Source organism: Rhizobium phaseoli (assembly GCF_001664385.1).
Taxonomy (GTDB): Bacteria; Pseudomonadota; Alphaproteobacteria; order Rhizobiales; family Rhizobiaceae; genus Rhizobium; species Rhizobium phaseoli.
Genome location: NZ_CP013532.1, coordinates 3997051 through 4014178, shown reverse-complemented (window position 1 = coordinate 4014178; position 17128 = coordinate 3997051). Strand labels below are relative to the sequence as shown.

Genomic DNA, 17128 nt, shown 5'->3' with positions numbered 1-17128 from the left:
TCCCCCTTGTGGGGAGGGGTTGGGGAGGGGTTTTGACACTCCCTCCCACCACACGAAAGTTCTCAGAAGAAACCGAGCGCTTTCGGGCTGTAGCTCACCAGCATGTTCTTGGTCTGCTGGTAGTGCTCAAGCATCATCTTGTGGGTTTCGCGGCCGATGCCCGATTGCTTGTAGCCACCGAAGGCGGCGTGGGCGGGGTAGGCGTGGTAGCAGTTGGTCCAGACGCGGCCGGCCTGGATCTCGCGGCCGAAGCGATAGCAGCGATTGGCGTCGCGGCTCCAGACGCCGGCGCCGAGGCCGTAAAGCGTGTCGTTGGCGATTTCAAGCGCTTCCTTTTCGGTTTTGAACGTCGTGACCGAGACCACCGGTCCGAAGATCTCCTCCTGGAAGATGCGCATCTTGTTGTGGCCCTTGAAGATCGTCGGCTTGACGTAATAGCCGTTCGCCAGGTCGCCGCCGAGATCGTTGCGCGAGCCGCCGGTCAGCACCTCGGCGCCTTCCTGCTTGCCGATATCGAGATAGGCGAGGATCTTTTCCAACTGTTCGGTCGAGGCCTGTGCGCCGATCATGGTCGCCGTGTCGAGCGGGTTGCCCTGCTTGATCGCCTCGACGCGCTTGACGGCCTTTTCCATGAAGCGGTCGTAGATCGATTCCTGGACGAGGGCGCGGCTCGGGCAGGTGCAGACTTCGCCCTGGTTGAGGGCAAACATCGCAAAGCCTTCGAGCGCCTTGTCGAGGAAATCGTCGTCCTCGGCCATCACGTCGGCGAAGAAGATGTTCGGCGATTTGCCGCCGAGTTCCAGCGTCACCGGAATGAGGTTCTGGCTGGCGTACTGCATGATGAGCCGGCCTGTCGTCGTCTCGCCGGTGAAGGCGATCTTGGCGATGCGCGGGCTGGTCGCCAGCGGCTTGCCGGCCTCGATGCCGAAGCCGTTGACGATGTTGAGCACGCCGGGCGGCAGCAGATCGCCGACCAGTTCGGCCCAGAGCAGGATCGAGGCCGGCGTCTGTTCGGCAGGCTTCAAGACGACGCAGTTGCCGGCCGCAAGCGCCGGAGCCAGTTTCCACGTGGCCATCAGGATCGGGAAGTTCCAGGGAATGATCTGGCCGACGACGCCGAGCGGCTCGTGGAAGTGATAGGCGATCGTATCGTGATCGATCTCGCCGATCGAGCCTTCCTGGGCGCGAATGCAGGAGGCGAAATAGCGGAAGTGGTCGATCGCCAGCGGAATGTCGGCCGCCATCGTTTCGCGGATCGGCTTGCCATTGTCCCAGGTCTCGGCCTGGGCGAGCAATTCCAGCTTGTCCTCCATGCGCTGGGCGATCTTCATGAGGATATTGGAGCGCTCGGCAGCGGAGGTGCGGCCCCATTTTTCCTTGGCGGCGTGAGCGGCGTCGAGCGCGAGATTGATGTCCTTTTCATCGGAACGGGGGATGTCGCAGAGCTTGCCGCCGGTGACCGGCGTCAGGTTTTCGAAATACTTGCCTTCGACCGGGTCGCGCCATTCGCCGCCGATATAGTTGCCGTATTTCAGCTTGAACGGCGACTCGACGATTTTCTGATGAAGCATGTCATCCTCCCATGATGAGCCAGGTTCCCAAGTGAACCAGTGGGAAGAAAATGTGCGTGTTTTGGCGAAGGGAACAGGGCGGCTCTTTCATACCGCAGTGCACAGTGTCGCAGAGTTGCGACAGGATCGCGTCACCATTGCCGTCGTGGCGGAACCTTTAAGCCGATCAGTGGAGGTCGAGCTTCTTCATCTTCCTGTGCAGGGTGGCGCGGCTGATGCCAAGCGCGATCGCCGCCTGGGAGACGTTGCCGCCGGCGCGCGACAGAGCCCGTAGCAAGGCTGCCTTCTCCGCCTCGACCATCTCTTCCTGCTGTGAGACGCTCGCCTCGCGGAGAGCATCGGCGGCTGGAATGCCGGCGGCGATTCGCTTGTCGTCCAGTTGCAGCGCGATGCGGGCGGCGCGCGTCGCCCCGAGCACGAGGTCATGCCGGTCGACGGCCAGCAGGGCGGCGGCCGAGTTGGCGCCGGCCGGAACCACCAGAAAGCGGGCGCTGGGAAAGGCCGAACGGAAGAGGTTGAGTTCGATGCGCATCGCCGCATCGCGCACGGTCTGCGTCAGGATCGCCAGGGTCATCTCGTTGACGTCTTCACGGCAGGTGGAGATGTCGAGGGCCGCGGCCAGCCGGCCACGATGATCGCGGATCGGCGCAGTCGTGCAGCTAAGGCTTGTGTTGGCGCAGAAGAAATGCTGGTCGCGGAAGATGGCGACGGCGCGTTCATCGGCAAGCGCGGTGCCGATGCCGTTTGTGCCGATGCTTGCCTCGGTCCAGACGGAGCCGGTCCAGAGGCCGAGTTCGCGGAATTCCTTGTCGTCGCCGGCCGCTCCCCGCCGCTCCAGCGCAATACCATTCTTGTCAGTCAGAAGCAGGCAGCAGCCGGCCTTGCCGACGGTGGTGAAGAGGCGATCGAGCTCTTCCGTCGCGCTGGCGATCAACTGCCCGCATTGTTCGCGGGCGCGCCGAAATTCCTCATCGCTCAGGCGCAGCGGCGCCCGTTCATCCTCGGGGGCGAGCTGATGCATGGTCATGCATCGCCGCCACGAGGCAACCACCGGAGAACTGGCCGCGGCGGAATCGCGCTGAGCAGAGGTATAGACATGCTCCGCGTGCGCTGACTGTTCGTGCATCTGCTCCTCCCACGGAACTTCAGCACAGTCTGATGGAAAAACCGCGCGTTTGCAATCAGGCGGCACGTGGCGGCCGTCAGCGTGCGGTGAAAGATGGGCCGCATCACATTTCGGTGTTTGAGCGGTGAGAATGTAACAAAGACGTCTCTCGCCCGTATTTTCCTACAGAGCAAGGCTTTGTCAGATGGGGATATCCTGATCATGTTGAACAGACGATTGTTGCTGATGACGACCGTTTTCGGGGCGCTTGCCGTTCGCGCCAGCCTGGCCGGCAAGGCGATCGCCGGCGAAACGTTTGCGGTGACCCATACCGATGAGGAATGGCATAAGCTGCTGACGCCGGATCAATTCGTCATCCTGCGTCAGGCGGGCACGGAAAATCCCTTCAGCAGTCCGTTGCTGCATGAGGAGCGGAAGGGCACTTTCGCCTGCGTCGGCTGCGAGCAAAAGCTCTTTTCCTCGGCGACCAAATTCGATAGCGGCACCGGCTGGCCGAGCTTTTGGGCGCCGCTCGACCATGCCGTCGGCACCACACACGACGCCAGTTTCGGGATGGCGCGCACGGCGGTCCATTGTAGCCGCTGTGGCGGCCATCTGGGACATGTCTTCGATGATGGTCCGAAGCCAACTGGACTCCGCTACTGCATGAATGGTCTTGTCATGACGTTTCGTGCAGCCTCGGCCTGATCGCAAGACGTTCTTGTTTGCTGTTCGGCCTGCGAGCGCCGGCACTTATCCGCGCAGCCAGGCTTCTATGCCGCGCGCGGCGGCGCGGCCTGTCGCAAGGCAGGCGGTGAGGAGATAGCCGCCGGTCGGCGCTTCCCAGTCGAGCATTTCGCCGGCAACGAAGGTGCCCGGCAACGCCTTCAACATGAAGTCATCGTCGATGCCGCTCCAGCGGATGCCGCCGGCCGAGGAGATGGCCTCGCCGATCGGCCTCGTTTCGAGAACCGGCACCGGCAGGGCCTTGATCATGCCGGCGAGACGTCCGGGATCGGCTCGGTCGCGCTCGGGTGCGAATTCCCGCAGCAACGCCGCCTTGACACTGTCGAGGCCGGCGCCCTTGCGCAGGCGGTTTGAAAAGCTCGATTTGGCGTCCTGGCGCGTGAGGTCGCGGGTCAGCCTTTCGATCGTCCGACCCGGGGCGAGGTCGAGCGTCAGGGCAGCACTGCCGCGGTTCAGCAGTTGATCGCGAAGGCTTGCCGCATGGGCATAGACCAGGCTGCCCTCGATGCCGTTTGCGCTGATGACGAATTCGCCAGGAAAAGTGCCCGCACCGGAGGTGGCGGTGACCGATTTCACCGGCTCGCCGGCGAAACGCTCGCGGAAACTTTCGCTCCAGCCGACGACGAAGCCGCAATTGGCGGGCTGGAAGGCGTCGATCTCGACGCCCTTCTCCGATAGCCACGGCAGCCAGCTTGCATCGGAGCCGAGGCGCGGCCAGCTGGCGCCGCCGAGCGCCAGCAGGGCTGCGTCACAATGGACGATGCTGCGCCCTTCCGGCGTTTCGAAAACATAGCCCCCATCGGCAAAACCGATCCAGCGATGGCGGGTGCGAAGCGTGGCGCCCTGCGCCTCCAGCCGTTTGAGCCAGGCGCGCAGCAAGGGCGAGGCTTTCATCACATCCGGGAAAACCCTGCCGGACGAGCCGACGAAAGTCTCGGTTCCGAGCCCTGCTGCCCAATCTCTTATGTCGCCAGGGGTAAAGGCATCGAGCGCCGGGCGCAGGCGGGCGGAGGCCGCACCGAAGCGCGTTGCGAAACGGGCATAATCCTCGGAATGGGTGATGTTCAGTCCCGATTTGCCGGCCAGCAGAAACTTGCGAGCGAAGGTCGGCATGGCGTCGTACACCGTCACCGTATGGCCGGAGAGCGAAAGCAGTTCGGCCGCCGCCAGGCCCGCCGGGCCACCGCCGATGATCGCAATTCGCTTCTGGTTCATGAATGTCTTCGCCCGATTCTTCCGGTGCAGTTTTGGCGCGGCTGCGCCTTGCCTGCAAGGGCGGGATCAGTGATGCGAATGCGTGCACTGGCCGTGGTCGGCGAGGACCTCGATGACACGGCATTGGTCGACGCGGCCATGGCCGCAACCTTCCACCATGGTTTCGAGTTCGGCCTTCAGCGCCATCAAGCTGCGGATGCGCTGCTCGACCTCGACGAGACGAGCCTTGGCGATGGCATCGGCCGAGGCGCAGGATTGGTGAGGATCATCCTGCAGGGTGAGCAGCGTGCGGATCGCCTCGATTTCGAAGCCGAGTTCGCGGGCATGGCGGATGAAGGTGAGGCGGTTGATATCGGCAGGTTCGAAGGAGCGCTGGTTGCCTTCGCTGCGGCTCGGGACCGCGAGCAGACCGATGCTCTCGTAATAACGCACCGTCGGCACTTTGACCCCGCTCCGGCGAGCGGCTTCGCCGATCGTGATCTTTTTCATGATTTTCCTCTTGCACCTCTAGTCGCTAGAGGATGTAGGAGGGATGCTTCTGTTTGACAAGGAAGCGGATCATGGCTGAGACGAACGAGGCACGATACCGGGTCGGCGGCATGGATTGCGCCGCCTGTGCGAGCAAGATCGATACGGCGGTCAGGCGCGTCGCAGGGGTGGCCGATGTTTCCGTCTCGGTGATGGCGGGCACGATGATCGTCCGGCATGACGGCAGCAGCGACCTCAAGGCGATCGAGAAGAAGGTGACGGGGCTCGGTTATTCGGTCTCGCCTTTTGCCGGAAGCATGGTGCCGACGCATGAGCATGGCTCGCATGATCATCACGACCATGATCACGATCACGCGGGTCATGATCACGATCATGAGGGTCATGATCATGACCATGCGCATGGCAAGGCCGAAATCGAAGGTCTGCATGGGCATGACCATGGACCGATGACCGGTCCCTGGTGGCAAAGCCGGAAGGGCCGGTTCACCATCCTCTCGGGTGCGGCGCTGATCGCTGCTTATGCCGTCGGCCATCTCGTGCCGACGATTGCACCTTATACCTTTATCGTCGCTATGCTGGTCGGGCTGGTACCGATCGCGCGGCGCGCGGTCATGGCGGCTCGATCGGGCACGCCATTCTCGATCGAGATGCTGATGACGATTGCCGCCGTCGGCGCCGTCATCATCAATGCCGGCGAGGAGGCAGCCACCGTCGTGTTCCTGTTTCTCGTCGGCGAGCTGCTGGAGGGTGTGGCGGCCGGCAAGGCGCGCGAAAGCATCCAGTCGCTGACGGCCCTGGTGCCGAAGAACGCGCTGCTGGAAGACAATGGTCAGACGCGTGAGGTGCCGGCGGAAAGCCTTGCCGTCGGCGCCATCATCATGGTGCGTCCGGGCGACCGCATCTCGGCTGATGGCATCATCGTGTCAGGCGAGAGCGCGATCGACGAGGCGCCGGTGACGGGCGAGAGCACACCAGTGCGCAAGGGTGTGGATGCCGCCGTCTTTGCCGGAACGGTGAACGGCGACGCAGTGCTCAGGGTTCGTGTCACGGCGGCGGCCGCCGACAACACGATTGCCCGTATTGTCAAGCTGGTCGAGGAGGCACAGGAATTGAAGGCGCCGACCGAACGCTTCATCGATCGGTTCTCGCGCTATTACACGCCCGGCGTGGTGATGGTCGCAGCACTTGTCGCGGTGGTTCCGCCGATGTTCCTCTCCGGCGCCTGGGGCGAATGGATCTATAAGGGCCTTGCCATCCTGCTGATCGGCTGTCCCTGTGCGCTCGTCATTTCGACGCCGGCGGCGATCGCCGCCTCGCTTTCATCAGGCGCGCGGCGGGGTCTGCTGATGAAGGGCGGCGCGGTCTTGGAAGCGCTCGGCAAGGTCACGATGGTCGCTTTCGACAAGACGGGCACGCTGACGGAAGGCAAGCCTAAGGTGACCGATATCGTCGCCTTCGGAATGAGCGAGGCGCAGGTCTTGTCGCGCGCGGCAGTGCTGGAGCAGGGCTCCAGCCATCCCTTGGCGCTGGCGATCCTCAACCGCGCTAGGGCAGACGGCGTTCCCGTGCCGCCGGCTTTCGAACTGGAAGCGCTGCCGGGCAAAGGTGTCCGCGGCAAAGTCGGCGGCGAGACGCTCGATCTGCTGTCGCCGTCCGCGGCCCGCGAGCGCGGCGCCCTCGACGGCGAAAGGGATGCAGGCATTATGGCGCTGAACGACGAGGGCAAGAGCGTGTCGGTGCTGCTCGTCAACAATGTTGCGGCCGGCCTGGTCGCCATGCGCGACGAGCCGCGCGAGGATGCCAAGGTGGGGCTTTCCACGCTCAGGTCGGCCGGTGTCAAAGCAATGATGCTGACGGGCGACAACAAGCGGACGGCGGCCGCCGTTGCCGGCATGCTCGGCATCGACTGGCGCGGCGAGATGATGCCCGAGGACAAACAGCGGGTCGTCGTCGAATTGAAACGCCAGGGTTTCGTCGTCGCCAAGGTCGGCGACGGCATCAACGACGCGCCGGCGCTGGCGGCTGCCCATATCGGCATCGCCATGGGCGGCGGCACCGATGTGGCGCTGGAGACGGCGGATGCCGCCGTGCTGCACGGGCGCGTCGGCGACGTGGCACGGATGATCGAACTGTCGAAACGGACGATGCGCAACATCCTGCAGAATATCACCATCGCGCTCGGTCTGAAGGGGGTGTTTCTGGTGACGACCATTGCCGGCATCACCGGGCTCTGGCCGGCGATTCTTGCCGATACCGGCGCCACCGTGCTGGTGACGATCAACGCGCTCAGGCTGCTTCGACTAAAGGGACAATGACTATTCGGGGACGACTCGTGCCGGACCGGGAAACAAAAATCTGAGGCCCGGCTACAGGCCATCCGAACCTTCTCCACAGCCTCGTGTCGTTAAGCCTTCCTTATCCATATTTTTCACAGGAACGCAGCGATTTCAAACCTGTCGTAACGCGATGCACAAACCATCCGTTGACGTAATTCTGGATTCGCGTACTATATCTAGTGTTCAAGGTTCCTTCGATTCGTCAGGATCGCGGGCGAAGATGGGAATACGGTGCGTTTCGCCATGACGGCGCAACAAGGCCGGAGCTGCCCCCGCAACTGTAAGCGGCGAGCAACTGTCCGATTTCAGGTCACTGAGGCATGATGCCTCGGGAAGGCTGGGGCAGCGTGCTTCGACCCGCGAGCCAGGAGACCTGCCTTGAACGAGATGTCCACGGGCGGGGTGTCCGGAAGGTCGCGTGCATGAAAGCGGAACGATCCGCGCCTGTTGCGCTGCCCTGAACGCCCGCATGAGCACTTCGGGGTTGAAGTCATGTCCAGAATATCAAGGCCGCCGCCCGCGCAAATCCCGAAGGGGATCGTATCGGGCGTTTAAACCGCCGACTTTGCCAGATCACCATCAAGCGTTGCCCCGGACGTCGCAAGGCGCCCGATCCCAGTATTGCGTCCTGAATTTGACATCACGAGGAACATGATGAGCGTTACCGTCTATAGCAAACCCGCCTGCGTCCAATGCACCGCCACCTATCGCGCCCTCGATCGCCTGGGTGTCGACTACGATATCGTCGATATCTCCCAGGATGCAGAAGCGCTCGATCGCGTCCGCAGCCTCGGCTACATGCAGGCGCCCGTCGTCATCGCCGGCGAGCGGCATTGGGCGGGTTTCCGTCCCGATATGATCAGCGCGCTCTCCTGACCCGAGGAGAAAGGCGATGGGGCTGATCGTTTATTATTCCAGCCGATCCGAAAATACCCATCGCTTCGTCGCCAGGCTCGGATTGCGCGCGGCCCGCATTCCGGCGAGCGGTGCGGACGCGTTTCATATCCGCGAACCCTTCGTGCTTGTTGTGCCGACCTATAGCAGCGGTGACGGCAAGGGCGCCGTTCCCAAGCAGGTGATCCGTTGCCTGAACGATGCGGAGAACCGAAAACACATCCGGGGCGTGATTGCCGCGGGCAACAGCAATTTCGGTGAGACATACGGGCTCGCCGGCGACGTGATCTCGCGCAAATGCCAGGTGCCTTACCTCTACAGGTTCGAGCTCATGGGCACGGAGGAGGATGTCGCCAACGTCAAACACGGAATGGAACGATTTTGGACACGGGAACAACTCTGACGCGGGATGCCGGCGCAAAACCGCATAACACTTTTGCTCATCCCACCGGCGAACGCTCTTTGAAAGCGGCGGAAGCGCTCGACTATCACGCGCTGAACGCGATGCTGAACCTCTATGACGATGAGGGACGGATCCAGCTCGACAAGGACCGCATGGCGGCCAAGCAGTATTTTCTGCAGCATGTGAACCAGAACACCGTGTTCTTTCACAATCTCAGGGAAAAGCTCGATTACCTCGTGACCGAGGGCTATTACGAGCAGGAGGTGCTCGACCAGTATTCCTTCAATTTCGTGCGCGACCTGTTCGACCAGGCCTATGCCAGGAAGTTCCGTTTCCCGACCTTCCTCGGCGCCTTCAAATATTACACCAGCTATACGCTGAAGACCTTCGACGGAAAGCGCTATCTCGAGCGCTACGAGGATCGCATCTGCATGGTGGCGCTGACGCTGGCGCGCGGCGACGAGGCGCTTGCCCGCGACATGGTCGACGAAATCATTTCCGGCCGTTTCCAGCCGGCAACGCCGACCTTCCTCAATGCCGGCAAGAAGCAGCGCGGCGAACTCGTCTCCTGCTTCCTGCTGCGGGTCGAGGACAATATGGAATCGATCGGTCGGTCGATCAATTCGGCGCTGCAATTGTCGAAGCGCGGTGGCGGCGTGGCGCTGTCACTGACGAACATCCGTGAGGCCGGCGCCCCGATCAAGCAGATCGAGAATCAGTCGTCGGGCATCATTCCCGTCATGAAGCTGCTCGAAGACAGTTTTTCCTATGCCAACCAGCTCGGTGCTCGCCAGGGGGCGGGCGCCGTCTACCTCAACGCCCATCATCCTGATATCATGCGGTTTCTCGATACCAAGCGCGAAAATGTCGACGAGAAGATCCGCATCAAGACGCTGTCGCTCGGCGTCGTCGTGCCCGACATCACCTTCGAACTCGCGAAAAACAACGAGGACATGTACCTGTTCTCGCCCTATGACGTGGAGCGCGTCTACGGCGTGCCCTTCACCGAAATTTCGGTGACGGAAAAGTATCGCGAGATGGTGGGGGATGCGCGCATCTCGAAGAAGAAGATCAAGGCGCGCGAATTTTTCCAGGTGCTCGCCGAGATCCAGTTCGAGAGTGGTTATCCCTACATCATGTTCGAGGACACGGTGAACCGGGCGAACCCGATTGACGGGCGCATTTCGATGAGCAATCTCTGCTCCGAGATCCTGCAGGTCAGCGAGGCAAGCGAATACAATGACGACCTCTCCTACAAGCATCTCGGCAAGGATATTTCCTGCAATCTTGGCTCGCTGAACATTGCCGCAGCCATGGATTCCGCCGATTTCGGCAAGACGATCGAGACCTCGATCCGGGCGCTGACGGCCGTTTCCGACATGAGCCATATTGCCTCGGTGCCGTCGATCGAGAAGGGCAATGACGAGAGCCATGCGATCGGGCTCGGCCAGATGAACCTGCACGGCTATCTCGCCCGCGAGCGCATCTTCTACGGTTCGGAGGAAGGCGTCGATTTCACCAACATCTATTTCTATACGGTGACCTATCACGCGATCCGCGCCTCGAACCTGCTGGCGGTCGAACGCGGCACAAGCTTCAAGGGCTTCGAAAATTCGAAATATGCCTGCGGCGACTATTTCGACAAATACACCGAGCAGGAATGGAAGCCGGCGACCGAGAAGGTGCAGGCGCTGTTCGACAAATCAGGAATCCATATTCCGACACAGGACGATTGGGCGGAGTTGAAGACGGCTGTCATGGCGTCCGGCCTCTATAATCAGAACCTGCAGGCGGTGCCGCCGACGGGATCGATCTCCTATATCAACCACTCGACCTCCTCCATCCATCCGATCGTCTCGAAAATCGAGATCCGCAAGGAAGGCAAGATCGGCCGGGTCTATTATCCGGCCCCGTTCATGACCAACGACAATCTCGATTATTATCAGGACGCCTACGAGATCGGGGCGGAGAAGATCATCGATACCTATGCGGCGGCGACCCAGCATGTCGACCAGGGCCTGTCGCTGACCCTGTTCTTCCGCGACACGGCGACGACGCGCGATATCAACAAGGCGCAGATTTACGCCTGGAAGAAGGGCATCAAGACGATCTACTACATCCGCCTTCGCCAGATGGCGCTGTCCGGCACCGAGGTGCAGGGCTGCGTGTCTTGTACGCTGTGAGTTTGCGCTGCTGGCCGAGAGTTTCGAGCTTGTAGCCCCCTCATCCGCCTGCCGGCACCTTCTCCCCGATGGGGAGAAGAGACAAGCCGATTGCATGGCGTTCCCCTCTCCCCAGCGGGGAGAGGGCAGGGTGAGGGGGCCCCGCACCCCGTTAGAATTTGTGGAAGAAAGACCACCCAATGAACATATCCATAAAGCCAATCAGCCGCGTGCGCGCCATCAATTGGAACCGCATTGAGGACGATAAGGATCTCGAAGTCTGGAACCGGTTGACCGGCAATTTCTGGCTGCCGGAGAAGGTGCCGCTGTCCAATGACATTCCCTCCTGGGCGACGCTGACGGCGGCCGAGCAGCAGCTGACCATCCGTGTCTTCACCGGGCTGACGCTGCTCGACACGATCCAGAACGGCGTCGGCGCGATCAGATTGATGGAAGATGCGATGACGCCGCATGAGGAGGCGGTGCTTTCCAACGTCTCCTTCATGGAGGCCGTGCATGCGCGCTCCTATTCCTCGATCTTCTCGACGCTGTGCTCGACGCCCGACGTCGACGATGCCTATCGCTGGTCGGAGGAGAACGAGTTCCTGCAGCGGAAATCGGCGCTGATCATGGAGCAGTATGGCTCCGGCGATGCCTTGAAGAAGAAGGTTGCCAGCGTCTTCCTCGAAAGCTTCCTGTTCTATTCCGGCTTCTATCTGCCGATGTACTGGTCAAGCCGCGCCAAGCTGACCAACACGGCCGACATGATCCGGCTGATCATCCGCGACGAGGCGGTGCATGGCTATTATATCGGCTACAAATTCCAGCGCGGGCTCGAGCGGCTTTCCGAGGAGAGACGGCAGCAGATCAAGGATTTCGCCTTCGACCTGCTGCTCGAGCTTTACGACAACGAGGCCAGATATACCGAGGCGCTCTATGACGGGCTCGGACTGACCGAGGACGTCAAGAAATTCCTGCATTACAACGCCAACAAGGCGCTGATGAACCTCGGCTATGAGGCGCTTTTCCCGGCCGAGGCCTGCAAGGTCAATCCGGCGATCCTGTCGGCGCTTTCGCCGAATGCCGACGAGAACCATGACTTCTTCTCCGGCTCCGGTTCGTCCTATGTCATCGGCAAGGCTGTGGCGACCGAGGACGAGGATTGGGATTTCTGAGGCTTTATCGCAGTCTGCCCTTATCATTTGCTTCCCTGTCGCCCACATTCAGCGGAAGTGAATTCGACCCTCGCCGATCACATGATGTAGCGGAGTTTTTGATGTCGCCTTTTTTGAACAAGACCGGGACTGCCGTTGAAGCGGACGATGGCGTCTGGCCGATCCGCAGGAGACGGATTCTCGATTGGCTGGTGAACGAGACGCGGGGCGAGCGTTTCATCGACAACATTCTGGTGCAGATGTGCGGGAAGCTGCTTTCGGCCGGGGTGCCGGTGGCCCGGGCGACATTGCATTTCCGGACGAACCATCCGCAATGGATCGGTGCCCGCATCCTCTGGAAGGAAGGGCTCGCAGAGGCAAAGATCAATACTTTCGCCTATGGCGTCGAAAATACGCCGGAGTTCCTGACCAGCCCGGTCAACGCGATTCATCAGGGTGCGGGGGAAGTGCGCAGGCAGTTGGAAGGCGCAGCCGACGGCGACCTGGATTCATTCTATCAGGAACTGCGCGACGACGGCCTGACCGAGTATATCGCCTGGCCGCTCGAACACACTTTCGGCAAACGGCATGTGGCTACATTTTCCACCAGCCGGCCGGGCGGTTTTACCAGCGAACATGTCGATTTCCTGCGTGATCTCCTTCCGGCCCTGACCTTGATTAGCGAAATTCGTCTGAAGAACATCATGGCGCGCACGCTGCTGCAGACCTATGTCGGGCCGCATGCGAGTGAGCAGATCCTGTCGGGCGTGACGACACGCGGCAGCGGCGCCACCGTCGGTGCGGCAATCATGATCTGCGACCTGCGCGACTTTACCGCGATCTCCGATCTCTGGCCACGCGACGATGTCATCCATTTGCTCAACGATTATTTCGATGCGATGTCGGATCCGATCGAACGCCATGGCGGGGAAATTCTGAAGTTCATGGGCGACGGATTGCTGGCCATCTTCCCCTTGAGCAAGGAGACGGCCTGTGCCGATCTGCTGCAGGCGATCCGCGAAGGGCAGGCATCGATGGCCGAGTTGAACGAGCAGCATGCACGGGCGGGGCGCGAACCGCTGCGTTATGGCGTCGGCGTGCATGTCGGCGACGTCATGTACGGCAATATCGGTTCGCGTCGGCGACTGGACTTCACCGTCATCGGCCCGGCGGTGAATATCGCCTCGCGGCTGGAAAGCCTGACCAAGGAGGTCAAGCGTCCGGTGCTGCTGTCGCGGGCCTTTATCGAAATGGCGGGCTGCGCGAAAGACATGGACAGTCTCGGCACCTTCCCGCTGCGCGGGCTCGGAGAGCCTGTCGATGTCTTCGCTTTTCCTGAACACTCAAGCGCGTCGCGTCAAATCTGATTCACGCAATGCGCCTTAGCTCTCTTTTTTTATAAGCATGTCGTTGTCCCGGAATCGCGGCACGCATTGGGCTCCGGCAGGTTCAGACGCCGCGTTTGTTTCCCCACAGCAGCACATGCAGCTGCGGCAACACGCGCGGGGCAAACCATCCGTCTGCCGTCACCTTCTCGACGAGCCAGTGCATTCGGTCCATCACGCCGTCGATATCGATGCGGGCGTCGTCGTCATCGGGCGGCGGCGGCGTATGGTTGCCCGGCTGAAGGTAGAGGGGGATATAAGGGTAACGCTGGCCCGCTTCTTGGGCAAAGGCGTAATCGTCATCGTCGAAGACGACGATTTTCAAAGCGATCTCCGGCCCGCCGGCGGCGAGCCGGAGGCAGTTGTCGACCTGATCCCAATCGGTCAGCATTCCGCTCGACGGCGGCTTGGGGCTCAAGACCAGGACATCGAGATCGCGAAACCAGTTCCGGGCGACGCTCCCCTGCGTTTCCAGCGCGAAGCGGTATCCTTGAGAATGGCCGAGTTCGATCAGTGGACCCAGCGGCTGGATCGCCGGATTGCCGCCGGACAGGGAAACCGTCATCGGCCGGCCGGCGGAAAGCTTCGTGACCTCCTGCCAGATCGCCTCGGTGGACATGGGAATCCACTGATCCCGGAAGGCGCTGTCGACCGCGTGAAGGCTGTCGCACCAGGAACAGCGATAATCACAGCCGCCCGTCCGGACGAACACCGTCGGCAGCCCGATCAAAGCGCCTTCGCCCTGGATGGTCGGGCCGAAGATCTCGCTGACGCGAATGGTCTCTCCGCTCATGGCCGGTACTCCGCCCAGGTCTTCGGCGTCTCGCTGACACGGACGGACGATGTTTCCGGGAAGCGCTCTCTGCACCAGTCGTAAAAGTGCTTCGCCAGGAACTCGGAGGTGACTTTCGAATGGCCGAAGACCTCGTTCAGGTGACGATGATCGAGAGCTTCGTCGATATAGCGCTTGAGTGGCGACAGGTCGTGATAGTCGCGAACGAAGCCGTCGTCATTCAGGCTTTCAGCCGAGAGTTCGACGACCACGATGTAGTTATGGCCATGGAGCCTGGCGCATTGATGGTCGGCGGGCAGATGATGCAGCTGGTGCGAAGCGGAGAGATGAAATTCCTTGGTGATGCGGTACATCAACGCACCTCCTTGGCGGAATATTGCGACACCGCCGCTTTCCAGAAATCCCGGTCTTCATAGTCGGTCGGATCGGAAATACCGGCAAGATGGAAAGCCTCGCGGCGTTCGACGCAGGTTCCGCAGCGCCCGCAGTGGAGCCTGCCGCCTTTGTAGCATGACCAGGTCTCGGCAAACGGCGTCGCGTGTTTTTCGCCGTCGGCGACGATTGCCGCCTTGGAAACATCGACATAGGGTGCAAGCAGTCGGACGCTGGCATAACCGTCCAGCGCTGCGTTCTGCATGCGCTGGAAGGCGTCGATGAAGCCCGGCCGGCAGTCGGGATAGATGAAGTGATCGCCGCCATGCACGGCGACGGCGACGGCATCGGCCTTTTGCGCGGCGGCCAGGCCGAATGCGATCGCCAGCATGATGGCATTGCGGTTCGGAACCACGGTGGCTTTCATGGTCTCCTCGGCATAGTGGCCGTCCGGGACCTCGACATTGTCGGTCAGCGCCGATCCGCTGAGATGGCCGCCGATGGCGGCGATGTCGATGATATGATGAGGAACGGCGAGGCGCGCGGCGCACCGGGCGGCGAAGTCGAGTTCTTTGCGGTGCCGCTGGCCGTAGTCAAAGGAGACGAGGCCGATCAGTTGTTGTTCCGCTGCCATTTTGTGGGCAAGCGAAACGGAGTCGAGTCCGCCAGAGCAGACGACGATAGTCTTCATATGTTGGATTCCCTTGTTTTGACCGGGTGGGCTGCGACCGGATTACCGCGTGCTTCTAGGCCAAATCGCGCGTGATGCAAACAGTTTTAAGATGTCAGCCGTGAAAGTTGTGCGGTCGTACCGATCGGCAAATTGAGTTGCGGCGACGGCGGGAGGCTGAAGCCCTCGGCGTCAGGATTGCCGATGCGCCGACGCGGCCGGCGTCCCGGATCCTCACCGGCCGGCGTCTACGCCTTAAGGATCGTGTCGACTTTCGGCGATGTGTTATAAAAATGAAGAAAGCTGTAAATTCAGTGAGATAACGGAAAAGCCACATTTTTCTCGGGAGTCGAGAAAGGACTTGACGATCAAGTGCTTATGCCGTTTTAAATTAGCAACCGCGCGGAGGAGCGCGGCCGTATGTCGACCGCTGCAACGGCGGTAGACATCGGGCGGCTGGGAGGGCCCGCCGCCGAATTTCAAACGGGAGGAATTCATGCGCAAGTTTTTGAGCTCGGCGGCTGTTGCTGTCGTGATGACGGCTGGCCTCGGTGGCGCCCGCGCAGCCGACGTGAAGGAAGTGCAGATGCTGCATTGGTGGACGTCCGGCGGCGAGGCAGCGGCTCTGAATGTCTTGAAGCAGGATCTGTCGAAGGAAGGTTTTGCCTGGAAGGACGTGCCGGTGGCCGGCGGCGGCGGTGATGCGGCGATGACGGCGCTGAAGGCGATGGTGGCGGCCGGCACCTATCCGACGGCCTCGCAGATGCTCGGTTATACCGTGCTCGATTATGCCCAGGCTGGCGTGATGGGCGACCTGACCGAGACGGCCAAGAAGGAAGGCTGGGACAAGTCAGTGCCGGCGGCCCTGCAGAAGTTCTCGGTCTATGACGGCAAGTGGGTCGCAGCCCCGGTCAACGTCCACTCGGTCAACTGGCTGTGGATCAACAAGGCGGTGATGGACAAGATCGGCGGCAGCCAGCCGAAGAGCTTCGACGACCTGATCGCCCTGCTCGACAAGGCCAAGGCTGCCGGCGTCATCCCCTTGGCGCTCGGTGGCCAGAACTGGCAGGAAGCGACGATGTTCGATTCCATCGTGCTGTCGACCGGCGGTCCGGAATTCTACAAGAAGGCGTTCAACGACCTCGACGAGGAATCGCTGAAGTCGGACACGATGAAGAAGTCCTTCGACAACCTGGCGAAGATCGTCAAATATGTCGATCCGAACTTCTCCGGCCGCGACTGGAACCTGGCGACCGCCATGGTCATCAAGGGTGACGCACTGGTGCAGGTGATGGGCGACTGGGCCAAGGGCGAATTCGTCGCCGCCAAGAAGACCCCGGACAAGGACTTCCTGTGCTACCGCTTCCCCGGCACCGACGGCAGCGTCATCTACAACTCCGACATGTTCGGCATGTTCAACGTCCCCGACGACCGCAAGGCCGCACAGGTGGCGCTGGCAACGGCAACGCTGTCGAAGAGCTTCCAGTCGGCCTTCAACGTCGTCAAGGGTTCGGTGCCGGCCCGCACCGACGTTCCCGACACCGACTTCGACGCCTGCGGCAAGAAGGGCATTGCCGATCTGAAGGCCGCCAATGAGGGCGGTACGCTGTTCGGCTCGCTCGCCCAGGGTTACGGTGCGCCGCCGGCGATCGCCAATGCCTATAAGGACGTCGTTTCGAAGTTCGTCCACGGCCAGATCAAGAGCTCCGACGAAGCCGTCACCCAGCTCGTCCAGGCAATCGACGACGCCCGCTAAGGGTCGTCGATGACAATGCTTCCCCGCGTGATCTCGCGGGGAAGCTTCAGGCTCCGCAGCGATCAATGCCGAGCGA

At 61.5% G+C, this 17128-nt stretch carries 15 protein-coding genes and 1 riboswitch; of the genes, 8 read left to right on the top strand and 7 right to left on the bottom strand.

Annotated elements, in window-relative coordinates:
* Window positions 1–62: 62 nt before the first annotated feature.
* Window positions 63–1571: an aldehyde dehydrogenase gene (gene adh, locus AMC88_RS19235; protein WP_012485341.1), complete on the bottom strand. Its 1509-nt coding sequence runs from the start codon at window positions 1569–1571 to the stop codon at window positions 63–65.
* A 166-nt stretch (window positions 1572–1737) separates the two neighbouring features.
* Complete coding sequence (locus tag AMC88_RS19230; protein WP_064825674.1) at window positions 1738–2697, bottom strand: helix-turn-helix domain-containing protein; 960 nt, start codon at window positions 2695–2697, stop codon at window positions 1738–1740.
* Between the two features lie 201 nt (window positions 2698–2898).
* On the opposite strand from AMC88_RS19230, the gene msrB reads away from it, so the two are divergent.
* The gene (gene msrB, locus AMC88_RS19225) at window positions 2899–3384 is read left to right on the top strand and encodes a peptide-methionine (R)-S-oxide reductase MsrB (RefSeq protein ID WP_012485339.1); all 486 of its coding nucleotides are present in this window, start codon (window positions 2899–2901) and stop codon (window positions 3382–3384) included.
* A 45-nt stretch (window positions 3385–3429) separates the two neighbouring features.
* Here msrB and AMC88_RS19220 read toward each other — a convergent pair whose 3' ends face one another.
* Both AMC88_RS19220 and AMC88_RS19215 read right to left on the bottom strand, forming a co-directional pair.
* On the bottom strand, window positions 3430–4638 hold the full coding sequence (locus AMC88_RS19220; RefSeq protein WP_012485338.1) for a TIGR03862 family flavoprotein: 1209 nt from the start codon (window positions 4636–4638) through the stop codon (window positions 3430–3432).
* Between the two features lie 66 nt (window positions 4639–4704).
* On the bottom strand, window positions 4705–5127 hold the full coding sequence (locus AMC88_RS19215) for a MerR family transcriptional regulator (RefSeq protein WP_012485337.1): 423 nt from the start codon (window positions 5125–5127) through the stop codon (window positions 4705–4707).
* A 71-nt stretch (window positions 5128–5198) separates the two neighbouring features.
* Here AMC88_RS19215 and AMC88_RS19210 point away from each other — a divergent pair, with 71 nt between their 5' ends.
* From AMC88_RS19210 to AMC88_RS19185, 6 genes are all read left to right on the top strand, one after another.
* The gene (locus AMC88_RS19210; protein ID WP_012485336.1) at window positions 5199–7442 is read left to right on the top strand and encodes a heavy metal translocating P-type ATPase; all 2244 of its coding nucleotides are present in this window, start codon (window positions 5199–5201) and stop codon (window positions 7440–7442) included.
* Between the two features lie 190 nt (window positions 7443–7632).
* Window positions 7633–7858: riboswitch (cobalamin riboswitch) on the top strand.
* 259 nt (window positions 7859–8117) lie between these two features.
* The gene (gene nrdH / locus AMC88_RS19205) at window positions 8118–8339 is read left to right on the top strand and encodes a glutaredoxin-like protein NrdH (RefSeq protein ID WP_010068756.1); all 222 of its coding nucleotides are present in this window, start codon (window positions 8118–8120) and stop codon (window positions 8337–8339) included.
* Window positions 8340–8355: 16 nt separating this feature from the next.
* A complete protein-coding gene (nrdI, locus tag AMC88_RS19200; RefSeq protein WP_012485335.1) occupies window positions 8356–8760 on the top strand; it encodes a class Ib ribonucleoside-diphosphate reductase assembly flavoprotein NrdI in 405 nt (134 codons plus the stop codon).
* A complete protein-coding gene (gene nrdE / locus AMC88_RS19195; protein WP_041683783.1) occupies window positions 8739–10943 on the top strand; it encodes a class 1b ribonucleoside-diphosphate reductase subunit alpha in 2205 nt (734 codons plus the stop codon). The genes nrdI and nrdE overlap by 22 nt, the downstream gene beginning before the upstream one ends.
* A gap of 179 nt (window positions 10944–11122) precedes the next feature.
* A complete protein-coding gene (gene nrdF / locus AMC88_RS19190) occupies window positions 11123–12097 on the top strand; it encodes a class 1b ribonucleoside-diphosphate reductase subunit beta (RefSeq protein WP_064825673.1) in 975 nt (324 codons plus the stop codon).
* 101 nt (window positions 12098–12198) lie between these two features.
* Window positions 12199–13443, top strand: a complete 1245-nt coding sequence (locus tag AMC88_RS19185; RefSeq protein ID WP_012485332.1) for an adenylate/guanylate cyclase domain-containing protein — start codon at window positions 12199–12201, stop codon at window positions 13441–13443.
* 82 nt (window positions 13444–13525) lie between these two features.
* On the opposite strand, the gene queE is transcribed toward AMC88_RS19185, so the two are convergent.
* Genes queE through queC form a run of 3 tightly spaced genes read right to left on the bottom strand, consistent with a single transcriptional unit; the run spans window position 13526 to window position 15317 of the window.
* Window positions 13526–14254, bottom strand: a complete 729-nt coding sequence (queE, locus tag AMC88_RS19180) for a 7-carboxy-7-deazaguanine synthase QueE (protein ID WP_012485331.1) — start codon at window positions 14252–14254, stop codon at window positions 13526–13528.
* On the bottom strand, window positions 14251–14607 hold the full coding sequence (queD, locus tag AMC88_RS19175) for a 6-carboxytetrahydropterin synthase QueD (protein ID WP_012485330.1): 357 nt from the start codon (window positions 14605–14607) through the stop codon (window positions 14251–14253). The genes queE and queD overlap by 4 nt, the downstream gene beginning before the upstream one ends.
* Complete coding sequence (queC, locus tag AMC88_RS19170) at window positions 14607–15317, bottom strand: 7-cyano-7-deazaguanine synthase QueC (RefSeq protein ID WP_012485329.1); 711 nt, start codon at window positions 15315–15317, stop codon at window positions 14607–14609. The genes queD and queC overlap by 1 nt, the downstream gene beginning before the upstream one ends.
* 475 nt (window positions 15318–15792) lie before the next feature.
* Between queC and AMC88_RS19165 the strand changes: the two genes are divergently transcribed.
* Window positions 15793–17052 (top strand): ABC transporter substrate-binding protein, encoded by a 1260-nt coding sequence (locus AMC88_RS19165; protein WP_064825672.1) that lies wholly within the window; start codon window positions 15793–15795, stop codon window positions 17050–17052.
* Window positions 17053–17128: the final 76 nt, after the last annotated feature.